Annotated in this window: 11 protein-coding genes; 1 reads left to right on the top strand and 10 read right to left on the bottom strand. The window is 43.2% G+C overall.

All coding sequences use genetic code 11. The annotated features are described in order from the left end of the window. The first annotated feature begins 28 nt into the window (after positions 1–28). Positions 29–1,465 carry a type I glutamate--ammonia ligase gene (gene glnA, locus HXT59_RS03050; protein ID WP_004109385.1) on the top strand — a complete coding sequence of 479 codons (1,437 nt, stop codon included), beginning with the start codon at positions 29–31 and terminating at the stop codon, positions 1,463–1,465. An 81-nt stretch (positions 1,466–1,546) separates the two neighbouring features. Here glnA and HXT59_RS03045 read toward each other — a convergent pair whose 3' ends face one another. The 10 genes from HXT59_RS03045 to pepN all read right to left on the bottom strand — a co-directional run bounded on the left by HXT59_RS03045 (position 1,547) and on the right by pepN (position 12,870). Then, entirely contained in the window at positions 1,547–2,188 is a 642-nt protein-coding gene (locus tag HXT59_RS03045; RefSeq protein ID WP_415685116.1) for an ABC transporter ATP-binding protein, read from the bottom strand. 120 nt (positions 2,189–2,308) lie between these two features. Next, positions 2,309–3,628 (bottom strand): ABC transporter permease, encoded by a 1,320-nt coding sequence (locus tag HXT59_RS03040; RefSeq protein WP_421784089.1) that lies wholly within the window; start codon positions 3,626–3,628, stop codon positions 2,309–2,311. Positions 3,629–3,702: 74 nt separating this feature from the next. Next, positions 3,703–5,073 carry an ABC transporter permease gene (locus HXT59_RS03035; protein WP_421784087.1) on the bottom strand — a complete coding sequence of 457 codons (1,371 nt, stop codon included), beginning with the start codon at positions 5,071–5,073 and terminating at the stop codon, positions 3,703–3,705. A 209-nt stretch (positions 5,074–5,282) separates the two neighbouring features. Further along, positions 5,283–5,573, bottom strand: coding sequence for a hypothetical protein (locus tag HXT59_RS03030; RefSeq protein WP_004109367.1), 291 nt, complete (start codon positions 5,571–5,573; stop codon positions 5,283–5,285). Positions 5,574–5,685: 112 nt separating this feature from the next. Further along, the gene (locus tag HXT59_RS03025) at positions 5,686–6,093 is read right to left on the bottom strand and encodes a hypothetical protein (RefSeq protein ID WP_421784085.1); all 408 of its coding nucleotides are present in this window, start codon (positions 6,091–6,093) and stop codon (positions 5,686–5,688) included. 472 nt (positions 6,094–6,565) lie between these two features. After that, positions 6,566–6,988, bottom strand: coding sequence for a hypothetical protein (locus HXT59_RS03020; protein WP_421784084.1), 423 nt, complete (start codon positions 6,986–6,988; stop codon positions 6,566–6,568). A 111-nt stretch (positions 6,989–7,099) separates the two neighbouring features. Further along, positions 7,100–7,543, bottom strand: a complete 444-nt coding sequence (locus HXT59_RS03015) for a hypothetical protein (RefSeq protein WP_421784082.1) — start codon at positions 7,541–7,543, stop codon at positions 7,100–7,102. A 130-nt stretch (positions 7,544–7,673) separates the two neighbouring features. Further along, complete coding sequence (locus HXT59_RS03010) at positions 7,674–8,327, bottom strand: peptide deformylase (RefSeq protein ID WP_004107289.1); 654 nt, start codon at positions 8,325–8,327, stop codon at positions 7,674–7,676. Between the two features lie 177 nt (positions 8,328–8,504). After that, positions 8,505–9,917, bottom strand: a complete 1,413-nt coding sequence (gene glmM, locus HXT59_RS03005; RefSeq protein ID WP_421777291.1) for a phosphoglucosamine mutase — start codon at positions 9,915–9,917, stop codon at positions 8,505–8,507. Positions 9,918–10,254: 337 nt separating this feature from the next. Beyond that, a complete protein-coding gene (pepN, locus tag HXT59_RS03000; protein ID WP_421784080.1) occupies positions 10,255–12,870 on the bottom strand; it encodes an aminopeptidase N in 2,616 nt (871 codons plus the stop codon). Positions 12,871–12,883 lie beyond the last annotated feature (13 nt).

The raw sequence follows: 12,883 nt of genomic DNA, 5'->3' as shown, positions 1-12,883 counted from the left end.
TGGGTTTTTTAAGAAAGGAATGGTGACCATGACCACTTTGCAAACTAAAGAAGATGCCGCAGCCCTTATTGAAAAGGAAGGCATTGAGTACGTATCCGTACGATTTACTGATTTAATTGGCGTTCAGCAGCACTTTACTGTTCCTGCTGACGAGTTCTTACACAGCGCTTTCACTGATGGAATGGCGTTCGATGGTTCTTCAATGCAAGGCTTCCAGGCTATTAACGAATCAGATATGAAGCTTATTCCAGATGTTGACACTGCTTATATTGACCCATTCCGTAAGCATAAGACTCTGAATGTTGCTTTCTCTATTGTTGACCCTGTAACAGATGAGCCATATTCTAGGGATCCTCGTCAAGTCGCTATTAAAGCAGAATCCTATTTGAAATCAACTGGCATTGCTGACACTGCAAGCTTTGCCCCTGAAGCTGAGTTCTTCATCTTTGACAAGGTGCGTTTTGCTAACGACATGCAGCGCTCCTTCTATGAGGTTGATTCTAACGAAGCTCCTTGGAATTCTGGCATCGACACTGAAGATGACGGTAGCAACAATATTGGTTTTAAGAATCGAGTAAAGCACGGCTACTTCCCTGTGCCACCAGTAGATCACAATCAGGATTTGCGCGATGACATGGTTTACAACTTGCAAAAAGTTGGTTTGATTCTTGAGCGTTCTCACCACGAAGTCGGCGGCGCAGGTCAGCAGGAAATCAACTACCGTTACAATACGCTTGTTCATGCTGGCGATGATTTGATGAAATACAAGTATGTGGTTCATGAAACTGCCGCTTTAGCTGGTAAGGCTGCAACATTTATGCCAAAGCCAATTGCTGGAGATAACGGCACTGGCATGCACTGCCATCAGTCGCTTTGGAAGGATGGCAAGCCATTGTTCTATGCGGAAACTGGCTACGCTCAACTTTCTGATATTGCACGTTGGTACATTGGCGGCTTGATTAAGCACGCTTCTTCTGTGCTTGCATTTACGAATCCTTCGCTTAACTCTTACCATCGCTTGGTTCCAGGATACGAAGCTCCAGTCAACTTGGTTTACTCTGCTCGTAACCGTTCTGCAGCTATTCGTATCCCTCTTGCTGGTACAGAACCTGCTGCTAAGCGTATTGAGTTCCGTGCACCGGATCCTTCATGCAACCCATTCTTAGCATTCTCCGCTCAGCTTATGGCAGGTTTGGATGGTGTTATTAACCATATTGAGCCTCCTGCCCCTGTTGATAAAGATTTGTACGAGCTTCCTCCAGAGGAGCATGACGGCATTAAGCAAGTTCCTTCTTCGCTTGGTGAAGCTTTGCAATCTTTGGAAGAGGATCACGACTTCCTTATGCAAGGCGACGTATTTACTAGCGACTTGATTGAAACTTGGCTGAATTTGAAGCATGAGGAAATGGATATGGCTCGCTTGGCTCCAACTCCACTCGAGTATGAGCTTTACTTCCACATCTAATTTGCAGCTAAGTTAAGATAAGCTAAGCTACTCTAACGAAAAAGCCGGCCCTACGATTTCGTGGGGTCGGCTTTTTGGCGCTCAAGCAGATTTTTGCGTTAGCTGTTTATTTTTTAGCACGTATTTTACATCAGCTTGAGAGGCGACCTTCGAATCATGAGTAACAACAATCACACATTTGCCATGCTCTCTAGCAGCATTTTTTAATATTGCAATAACTTCTTTAGTCGTTGCAGGGTCAAGACTTCCAGTAGGTTCATCAGCTAAAATTACCGGAGCAGAAGATACTAAAGCTCGTCCAATTGCAACACGCTGCTGTTGACCACCAGAAAGTTTAGTGACGTTACGATTTGCTTCTTCTTCAGTTAATCCAAGATCTATTAGCACTTGAACATCAGCATGTGAATTTACTAATCGCAAATTTTCTAATGGCGTCAAATAGTCAATAAGATTAAAATTCTGGAAAACAAGTGAAATATGTTTTTTGCGATGCTCAACATATCCTGTTTTTGCAATATTTTCACCGTTAAAAAGCACTTCGCCACTATACGGAGTATCTAATCCAGCTAAAAGTGAGAGCATAGTAGACTTTCCTGCTCCAGAAGCTCCCATAATACTGTACATTTTGCCAATTTCGAAATCTGCATTCACGTCATTTAGTACCGCAATATTTGCAGGTCCGTAAGTGTACTTCACATTTTTTAATTGCAATAAAGCCGACATAATAAGCTCCTTATTTTTACATAATTTAAATATGATTTATAAGATTTGTTTCATTTATACGATTGCGCTGTTTGTGATTGTGTTTTTAGTAGAAAATTCACATACGCAACTATATTTCTGCTAACTCATAGCACTTAGTATTTGCCGAGGCTTCTTTATTAATATTGGCAGCACTGCAACAAGTAATGCGACTATTGAAATAAGCAAACCAATAACAAAAGCAGCAAGAGTTTGCAACAATGGCAATACTGGCATACCATCCGCAATAAATGACGAATCAGCACTATGCAAAATCGCAGAACCAATAACGCCAGAAAAAGCAGCACCGAAGCCTAGCGAAATGACGAATGACACAATGTTGAGTATCGTTATTTCAACAAGCAATTGACTAACTATTATTGCTCTAGATAATCCAATAGACATAAGTACGCCAATCTCGTGCATACGTCCTCTAACCCAGAACACTAATACAAGTCCAAGCACTAAAATACCGACAAAACTTAGTGCCACAAAAATCATTCGCACAAGTTGTTGCACAGAGTTAACCGAGCTTATTACATCAGACAATTGCGAAGCATTCTGCTCTACATCCGCCCACTTGCCAGCAATACTTTTAGTCTCCCGTATTGCATTAGCTAATAAATCAGAACGCTCGACAACACAGCGCAAAACACCTCGCTTAGAAGAGCCAGCCAAAGACAACGCCGAACTTAAGTCAGTAAATATGCGATTTTCTGAAGTATCCGAAGGAAGTGCTCCTTTAGTTTGCAATTTGCCGGCAAAGATGCCAACAACACGAACTTTTACATTAAACCCCTGCTTAAGAATTATAGTAGAACCAATATTAAGATTATTCTTCTTAGCAAAATCACGATGCACTATTGCTCTACCAGAAGAACGATTAGTAATATGCTCACCCTGCTCTAAACGGTATAATCCCTCTTGAAAACCCTGAGACAATCGAGAATCTGTTGTGCCAGTAATTCCAGCAGCATGAGCCAAAACATCATCGTCTAGTCTTGGACCCTGCGCAGGAAGCACAAGTTGCTTTCCAACAGGCGTAGCTAAAACATCGCGCTCTTCCACTACAGTTTTTACGCCCGAAATCGCAGCAAATTTACGAATTTGACTAGAGTCAATTCCTTCATTCGCGGCCAAATCTTGTGGAATTGGAGAATTAGACGTAGCAACAGAATTAGAATTTGTATTACTTTGCTCTGGAAGAGTTTCACCTCGAGTTTTTGCTCGTACAGTAAAACCTAAACCAATACTGGATTGAATACGATCCCTAGCACCCTCAACAGAAGCACTGATACCAGCTTGTGAAACTAGCGCACTTAAAACAAGAGTCATAATCAGCACAATTATTGCGTTACGTCGAGGTTTGCGCAATATTGCAAGTTTCGCTCGAGCACATAAAGAAATTACTTCACCATTCATAATGTTACTCACTAACTTTTCAAATAACTTTCATACGACGAATTATGAAAACTATGCCGCCAAACAGCATAGTTTTACTTTTGCAATCCGAGGAGCTCACGAGGAGATTTGCATATAATTGGCAAATAAGACAACACAACTGCAATAACGATTACTGCACCAACAATTGTAGAAACTCCGATAAAACACTGAGCGTCTACTTGTACGCTAAGTGTTTCCAAAGTTTTTGTTGCCAAAGTTGATTCAAGATTTCCACCAGCTTGACCCATATTACTCAATTCACGGGCCGCTGATGATTGCACAGAGCCAAGAGCAACATTAGCCATCAACGGAGCTATAACTTTTGCAAAAAGGTAACCCACAATTAACGAAGGTATTGAAATAAGCACAATCTCAGCAAGATATTGACCAACTATAGATAATTTGCCAGTGCCAATTGCAACAAAAACACCAATTTCATTACGTCGCTCATTCATCCACAGCAAAAGCACTAATGCCAAAGCAATAATAGCGAATGATACAACAGCAATTGTTGTAACAGTCATTATTGAGCGCACTCCCTTTGCTGCTTTCAACAAACCAGAAACGAACTGATCGTCACGAGTTAGTTGATAGTTTTGCAAATCAATAGGCAATTTGGCAGCTTGCGCCATAATATTATCCGCATCCTCGCCGCGCTTTATTCTAAAACTTGCATCCTGATATATTTCTTTTCCAGGCTCATATTTGTATAATTCGCGAGTAGTTTGCAAATCCGTATACACGGTATTAGCTGTCAATTCCGCCCTAGTTGCGACTTGACGCTTATTTGCTCCGGCATAAATTCCAACAATACGAGTTTTTACTGTTGCTGTTGATTGTTGAATATTGTCAGCATCGTAAGGATTAGCGCGAAGCGTAAGAGTATCTCCTACATGTAATCCGTTAGCTTTAGCGAGATCTTCATGAATCAGTGATGCATGAACGTTATTAGCAATAAGATGCTTGCCTTTAGACATAGTTATTGCTTTTGTTTTAAAAGTATTTAAACCAGTAGAGTCATTCGTCCCTTCAATATTAACGGCATTTCCAAACTGCTGCTCGCGCTTTTGATCATAATCCTGAACGCCTGGAATTCTTGCCGCTTTAGCATTAACTAAATCCGCTGTTACATTTTGTCGAACAACGTAGGAAGCAATTCCATTTAATTTTGCAATTGCCTGTACATCTTTAGGTTTTACAGTTCCAGCTCCTCTAGGAGTTCCAGGGTTTATTTGAGGGTTATTTGCGAGCACAAAACTAGACTCTGCTTGCGCTTCAACTTTTTCTCCTTCTCTACCTGCAGCACTTGAAACTGCAGAAGTAGAAAATAACAATGTCGAAATAAGAAATACAATAATGAAAACTATCGCTGTTTTTATTCGTTTCCTCAGAATGTAGCGTATTGCACGAGAGATAAACGTCATCGACTACCTTTCTTCATTGAAAAATAACTTTATATAGTATGCGAACATACGATATGCCAGTATAGCATATACGCACTTATAATCGACATACGAAAAGCCGACCCTACGATTTTGCGGGGTCGGCTTTTTGTTACTAACACAGCATTCAGGCAGGTCGGAGTGCTGCACGAGTGTCCAAAGCGGCAACGAGTTTTATTTAATACTTATCCTTAGTAATATTGTTCTTGATATGTATTGTTCTCAAACTTAATATTTACGTCGTTGCCTTTGATTTTAAATGATCTGTTGATGTAGAATCTGCTTACAGAATTACCATCATGCCATTCGTCTTCGTTACTAGCCTGACGACGGAACTCTACAGTTTCTTCAAATCCTTCTGTAGAGAAACTTCCACTTTCTGGATCAATGGATGTAAGTTTAGGATATCCGTTAACACTTCTCTTAACATCTGAATATGAATAGTCGTAGGATGTAAAGAATCCTAAGTTCTTCTTACGCAAGGAGGTGCCAAAAACACAAATCTTTGCAGGGACTGCTGATCCATTTGATGCACTAATGCACTGCTTAATTTGCTTTTTAACAGCACTGGTAATTTTCTTCTCTAGCTTCTTGCTAGCACGTTAACTTTGATTTTTTAATCCTGTTTGGAATATCTAAATACATAATGTTTACACGAGGATACAGCTTATATGACTTAAATATAAGCCACTCAGTTTTAGGATAAGAGACTTGAAGCGACATTTTATTCTCTTTCCCATTAATTCTGTAGGAGACTACACTGGAATCAAAGCTAATGTTGGTAATTACTGGATTTTCAATACGATTTTTAGTTTTGCTGCTAACTTCATTAGTCAAAAGGATGCGAGAACCTTCTTGAATATCGTTAGGAGACCAGTCAACAAGTTTGCTTGCTTCTGTAAAGTTTCCGCTTTCCAGAGCGTTCACGTATTGTTTAATTGTAGCTTCTGGAGAATAAACATAGTTTTGAATTGCATAATATGCAGTACCAAGAGCTACCATTAAAAACTCCAATTATGATAAGGATGATTTTATTCTTTTTGCTCATCTTTACTGAAGCTATATTAGAGTTATTTGAAAAATTCGCGTTATTTACGTTATTTACGTTATTTGGCAAAACGGTGTTATTAGTTTGCGTCTGATACGTATTTACAGCAAACTGCTACGCTTGAGATTCATGCTGATTAAATTGCGCCATTGGCTGCTGTGTATTATCCTCTACTTTTGCGCCACAATTTGAGCACTACGTTGAGACACTATCTATAGGGCTTCCACATTGAGTGCAATTCATATTAACTCCTAATATTTCACAAAAGTGCTTAGCATATTATTCATACGCTAAGCACTTTTGAAATAAAATTTTTCCAAGTTATTTTTATTTTTAAGTTATTTTGCTAAACTGACGCAAATTTTACGAAAAACACTCTATTAAAAAGCTTTTATAGAATTATTTAATTAGATTAGCAAAATTCTTTTAGTGCAATAAAGCTCCGTATATTGCGGAAGAAATAGCACTTGTTACGATTCCCATAGTGACGCAGAATACGATAATAAGAATTATCGCAGCTACTAACACGTAAATAACCCACAACCATTCGCGATCTATCTTACGCGTGCATTCAGCGTGAGATACGAAGGAGAATGGAAGAAGCATTGTCAAGAATCCTGCAAAGATTTGCAAGAACACAGACGGAGTCGAAAGAGTAAGAATGCCAAGCAATGCTGCGCAAATCTGAATTGTTACAATCGGAACCATCTTCTGAGCGAACTGAACATGCAACTGGCTGGCAGACATTGGGTCACCAAACATCTTTGCACCAATCAAAGCCACAACGAATGTCATGTAAACGCTAATCATTGCTGCGAAGAAAGCGGCAATGAATACAGAAATAGGCATGGAAACTCGTGGAGCAGAAATAGAACGCTCCGACATTGACGAAAGTAAGTTAGTGCCAACTTTAGTAAAAGAGTTGAAAATGTTGGCACCAGATTGAACCGTGAAATAAGTTTAGATTGCAGATACAAGAGCGCTAATTACAAACACAAGCACAGCGTACAAGCTAGATACATGGTACTGCTGAGAAGGCTTCTTAATTGCGCTAATAAGCCAATGGAAGAAGTCCACCATCTGTTCAGAATTAATCTGATTCATTGGCTGAGTATAGTGAGGAGCACCTTGCATTGCTGGAGCCTGCTGCATCATCGGTTGAGCCGGTTGAGTTGGGTGAGTCATTTGCGGATTCTGCTGAACAAACATTGGCTGAGCTGGCTGCTGGGACACAGGTTGCATTGGCTGCATTGGTTGAGCCATTGGCTGAGCCTGAGACACAGGTTGTACAGGCTGAGCTACTGGTTGAGCTACTGGTTGAGCGGATTCAACATTATTACCGCAACCCTTACAGAACTTTGCGGAATCGTTGTTTGCTGTACCGCATTGAGAACAAACCTTCATTTGTCTCTCCTTTATTCAATGTAGTAAATACTCGCGTTTAAGCAGTAAATTACAAAAACACACATGAGTATTCTATTACTACTATTGAAATGCACAAAACGACACTGCAATAATTTTTAAAACTTTAAAATCATATTGCAAAACCGAGAGTGCGAGCAGCAGCTACAGGAACTGCTTCATCTGCCCAATAATCTTCAAGATTTTCGTCGGTAGAAAGTGAACGCATTTCCGCACGATCAATATAAAGTTCGCCGCGAAGATGATCAGTTTCGTGCTGGAAAATACGCGCAGGCCAACCATGCAAACGCTCGGAATGTTGTTTGCCGTCCTCATCCTGCCAAGTAGCCTGAATATCAAGCCAACGCTGACGTACAGCCTGATAGCCGGAAACACTTAAGCAACCTTCATAAAAACTACGAGTTTGCGTACCAATAGGCTCATAATGAGGATTAATAATAGCTCTAAACGGAAGCTCTGCAATGTCACGAGGATCGTCCTCATCATCACGAACATGATCTTCAATAACAGCAATAGCAAGACCAAGACCAATCTGTGGAGCAGCCAAACCTACGCCTGGAGCCTCCAGCATTGTGCTGTGCATAAGAGAAATAAGTTTTGTGAGAGTAGCACGTGTAAGCTGGCCGTCATATGCCACAGTGCGCTGGCGAAGAACAGGCTCACCTGCTTGCACAATCGGCAAAATGCCGTCTTCTGTAGCGGAATCAAGCAAGCGCTCAACAGCGCGACTGAGCTTAGTATCAACACTTGCGTGATGCGTAAACATAGGACTCCTTTTCACCGTTTTAAGTAACGCGCACAGTAACGCGAAAACATACAAAATCTATATGCTGCGAGCAGAATTTGAAAGCCGCACTAAAGATATAAGTGTATCAAAATTATTTGCGCACTGCTAGAGCCGACTGAAATGTAAGCAAATAGCAGGCGCAAAAAATAAGTAAGCTTATAGCTTCAGATTATCGACCACAACTTGAGCAAGACGAGCGCAAACCTCATCTGCCTGAGTTTGAGTTGCAGCCTCGCACATAACGCGCACAAGCGGCTCTGTGCCACTAGGACGCAAAAGCACGCGACCTGTATCTCCAAGAAGCTTCGATTCTTTCTCAACAGCTGCAAGCACAGCTGCGTTAGTTTTCGAAGCCATTTTATCTACATTTGGCACATTTACAAGAGCTTGCGGAAGCTGCGGGAAGTCTGCAGCCATTTGCGAAAGTTTCTTGCCTGAACGAACAACTTCACGGCACAAAGTCAAAGCAGTAAGCGTACCGTCACCGGTTGTTGCAAATTCGCGATTAATAACGTGACCAGACTGCTCGCCGCCGAGTGAATAATCATGCTTAAGCATTTCTTCAAGAACGTAGCGATCGCCGACGTTTGTTTGCACTGTTGAAATGCCCATATCTTTGAGCGCAAGCTTTAAGCCAAGATTGCTCATTACAGTTACAACAAGCGTATCGTGATTCAGCTTACCTTCAGCCTGCTTTGCGCGAGCAAGAATACCCATAATTTGATCGCCATTAACCATATTGCCGTTCTCGTCAACAGCTAAGCAGCGGTCGGCGTCACCGTCAAAAGCCACGCCTAAATCAGCCTTAGAAGCTTTAACCATGGCTTGCAGCTGCTCAGGATGAGTCGAGCCTGCGTGATCGTTAATATTGTAGCCGTCAGGAGAAGCGTTAATTACGATTACTTCCGCACCAGCGCGACGAAGAGCTTCAGGAGCAACAACAGAAGTAGCACCATTCGCGCAATCTGCTACAACACGTAAGCCTGCAAGAGGCTTTGGACGCGTAGTAGAACCATTGCTTAAAGGCGCAACAGCAGAAACTAAATGATCAATATACAAGTTAGTAGCTGTAGTAGTATCATGGCTGACTCGACCTACACCAGCACCAGTTGGACGCTCCCAATCTTGACCAAGCACAGTCTCAATCTCATCTTCCTTGCTATCTGGAAGCTTAAAACCTCCGCGCGCAAAGAATTTAATACCGTTATCTGGCATAGGATTATGCGACGCAGAAATAACAGCACCCATTTCAACGTTAAGCACGGAAGTGAGGAAAGCAACGCCAGGAGTTGGGATAATTCCAGCATCAATAACATCAAAACCGCCAGCACTCATGCCAGCAGCGAGAGCAGAAGCTAGAAAATCACCAGAAACACGCGTATCTCTGCCAATAAGCGCGCGACGGCGAGCGTGAGAGGAAGTCTCGCTTTCATTAGAGCTAGATGCAACCGGCGCGTGCTTATCCCCTAAAACGCGCACTGCAGCATCACCCAAATCTAACGCAAGTTGCGCTGTTAAATCTCGGTTCGCCAATCCACGCACACCGTCAGTACCAAACATTCTTGGCATAATAAAGCCTCTTTCACAAAAATCACTTCATCCTACGCGCAAGCAAACAACATCGCATACTAGCGCGTCACACACTGTTTGCCATCTTACTCGTAACATTACATAACGCGCTATAAAAAATTTCTCCGCACATGGTTGTGGTACAAAAGCCGGAAAAACTCCGGAAAATGTTCCACAAATTGGCCAACGCGCGCGCGGTTAACGCTCTCGCTGCTGAGCTTGCGTGGAAAGTCCACTGGACTTTCCACGCAAGCTCACGCGACGACCTGCTTTCGCGCGCACAATGCTGCGCGAAAGCAGATCGTCGCGCAAAACTCGCGCCACATTAATTAAGGCACTAGCGCAAGGAAGCGTTGTAATGCTGTACCTTAAGCGTGCGGCGAGAAGAATCAAGGCTGCCGAGCACCATGCGACGCAAAGCCTGATCCGCATCAGCATGAGCCTCAAGCCACTTTTCACCGTGCTTAACCAGCTCCTCAACCGGCGCATACACAGGATACAAGCCTTCGATCAAAGCTTCAGCCATGTGGAAGGTGCGGTTCTTCCAAATCCACTCAACTTCAGCAAAGTAGCGATCAACGTAAGGCTTAACCAAATCGCCTTTAGCAGTGCTTGCAAAGCCAGCAACCACAGCGCCCATTTGCATATTCGTCAAATCGAGATTACGCAAAGCCTGTTCAAAAGCCCAATCCTTAGCTTCTGCAGTTGAGCGAGCTGCACGAGCCTGGTAAGCGTATTCGCGATTCTCAGTCGTGTCGCGCTTTTGAAGTTCCGCGTCAATTCCAGCTTCGTCCAAAGCGTTCACACCTGCGAGCGCAATAAGAATGCTCCAGCGTAAGTCGTTGTCGATTCCCAAGCCTTCCAGATTCACGGAACCGTCAAGTAATCCGTTAGCTACGCGCAAGAACTCGGCATCTCCAACTTCGCCGTATCCAAGATAAGCCTTAACGAGCTGGAATTGCTCGTCGGAACCAGCCGAAGCTACCAAAGCCAACTGCCACAATTCGTGAGCAACATGTTTTGCAACTTCTGCTTGACGCTCTGGAACAACGTAGTGGCTTGCAGTTACTTTCACTTGACCAAGAGCATAGCGGAAAGTAGTTGATTCTCGCTCAGTTGCCAAAGCTTTAAGGCTGAGTTCCACAAAGCGTTCTGCTGGGAATTCTGCGTCGCGAGTCATATCCCACAATGCGAGCCAAATAAGCGAGCGAGTCAAAGAATCCTTGAAACGATACAAGTTTTCGGCAGCAAATTCAAGCGACTTTGCGTCAAAACGTAGCTTCGTGTAAGTTAAATCGTCGTCGTTTACAAGAATAAGCGCAGGCATTTTCTCGCCGCGCGCCTCAACAACTTCCGTCACTTCGCCGTCAACGTCAAGTTCGATTCGCTTTGTGCGCTTAATTTCACCAGTTGCTTCGTCTACATTGTAGAATCCAACAGCCAAACGGTGCGCGCGAAGAACAGGATGCTCAGCTGGCGCGCTCTGATGCAAACGCAAGGAAGCAATAGTGCCGTCACCTGCTTCTTCGACTTCAGTAGAAATCGTATTAATTCCAGCCTTTTCAAGCCATTGAGCACTCCAAGCCTTCAAATCGCGTCCGCTTGTAAGCTCTAACTCGTGCAACAAATCAGCCAAAGTTGCGTTGCTGTATGCATGCTTGCTCAAATAGTTGTGGATTCCTTCAAAGAACTTTTCGCGACCAACATACGCTACGAGTTGCTTCAATACAGAAGCACCCTTTGCATAAGTGATGCCGTCGAAGTTGACGGAAGTGTCATTCAAATCGTTGATTGGAGCCACGATTGGGTGCGTTGTTGGAAGCTGATCTTGATTAAGTGCCCAGCTTTTTTCGCCGGAATTGAAAGTGCTCCAAGCGTCGTGCCATTCAGTTGCTTCAGCAGTTGCAAGAGTAGAAGTGAATTCTGCGAAGGATTCGTTAAGCCACAAATCATTCCACCACTTCATGGTCACGTAGTCGCCGAACCACATGTGTGCAAGCTCATGCAAAACTGTTACAACGCGGCGCTCAGCATAAGCGTCCGTGACTTTGGATTCAAACACGTACTGGTCGCGAATCGTGACCATACCAATGTTTTCCATAGCTCCAGCGTTATATTCTGGAACGTAAATCTGATCGTACTTTGCGTACGGATACGGCACTCCCCAAGTCTTAGCGTAGAAAGCAAAACCTTTCTTCGTAATATCGAACAAGTAGTCAACGTCTTTTGCAAAAGCGTCTTTAAGTGCCTGACGGCAGTACATTGCCATTGGAACTACGCGACCGTCTTCATTGTTGTAAGTTGTGTGCCACTGCGCGTAAGGGCCTGCGCAGATAGCAGTTAAGTAGGAGCTCATCTTTGGAGTTGACTCGAATACCCAACGCTTCATGCCTTCTACAGCGCCATTTTCCAAAGTGCCTGCTTCAGTTTCGCGGCCTTCAATCGCAGTTTCGCTTTTAACTGGCATATTGGAAGTCACAATCCAACTTTCTGGAGCGTCCACCGTAAAGTCAAAAACAGCCTTTAAATCCGGCTGATCAAACACAGCATAAACGCGGCGAGCATCCGGCACTTCGAACTGAGTATACAAATAAACGTTTCCGTCGGAAGGATCCACGCTTCTGTGCAAACCTTCGCCCGTGTTGGAATACTGGCAGTTTGCTACAACTTCTACGGTATTATGCTCAAGCAAATTTGCAAGCTCAATTCGACTGTCTGCAAAAACTTTAGAAACGTCAAGAGCGGTACCGTTTAACACCACAGATTCTACGCTGTTTGCAATTAAATCGAGGAAGCTTGCGCTACCAGCTTTAGCATCGAACTCAATCTTCGTGCGCGAAGTAAAATCGCGTCCGCCTTTTCCTAAATCGAGCGCAACATCGTAGTGAATTGGCATTTGGATAGCGTCGAAACGCTCTTGAGCTTCTACGCGAGTCAGATTTGCTCCTGGCATATTTTGTACCTTC

It is taken from the genome of Gardnerella sp. KA01001 (assembly GCF_049244025.1).
In the GTDB taxonomy this organism is placed as follows: Bacteria; Actinomycetota; Actinomycetes; order Actinomycetales; family Bifidobacteriaceae; genus Bifidobacterium; species Bifidobacterium swidsinskii.
Note: the sequence above shows the minus strand (reverse complement) of the source record. Positions and strands in the feature narration are given on the sequence as shown.

Excerpts from the sequence above, each read along its gene's own strand:
- glnA (WP_004109385.1), top strand. The coding sequence starts at position 29 with ATGACCACTTTGCAAACTAAAGAAGATGCCGCAGCCCTTATTGAAAAG.
- HXT59_RS03045 (WP_415685116.1), bottom strand. The coding sequence starts at position 2,188 with ATGTCGGCTTTATTGCAATTAAAAAATGTGAAGTACACTTACGGACCT.
- HXT59_RS03040 (WP_421784089.1), bottom strand. The coding sequence starts at position 3,628 with ATGAATGGTGAAGTAATTTCTTTATGTGCTCGAGCGAAACTTGCAATA.
- HXT59_RS03035 (WP_421784087.1), bottom strand. The coding sequence starts at position 5,073 with ATGACGTTTATCTCTCGTGCAATACGCTACATTCTGAGGAAACGAATA.
- HXT59_RS03025 (WP_421784085.1), bottom strand. The coding sequence starts at position 6,093 with ATGGTAGCTCTTGGTACTGCATATTATGCAATTCAAAACTATGTTTAT.
- HXT59_RS03020 (WP_421784084.1), bottom strand. The coding sequence starts at position 6,988 with ATGCCTATTTCTGTATTCATTGCCGCTTTCTTCGCAGCAATGATTAGC.
- HXT59_RS03015 (WP_421784082.1), bottom strand. The coding sequence starts at position 7,543 with ATGAAGGTTTGTTCTCAATGCGGTACAGCAAACAACGATTCCGCAAAG.
- HXT59_RS03010 (WP_004107289.1), bottom strand. The coding sequence starts at position 8,327 with ATGTTTACGCATCACGCAAGTGTTGATACTAAGCTCAGTCGCGCTGTT.
- glmM (WP_421777291.1), bottom strand. The coding sequence starts at position 9,917 with ATGCCAAGAATGTTTGGTACTGACGGTGTGCGTGGATTGGCGAACCGA.
- pepN (WP_421784080.1), bottom strand. The coding sequence starts at position 12,870 with ATGCCAGGAGCAAATCTGACTCGCGTAGAAGCTCAAGAGCGTTTCGAC.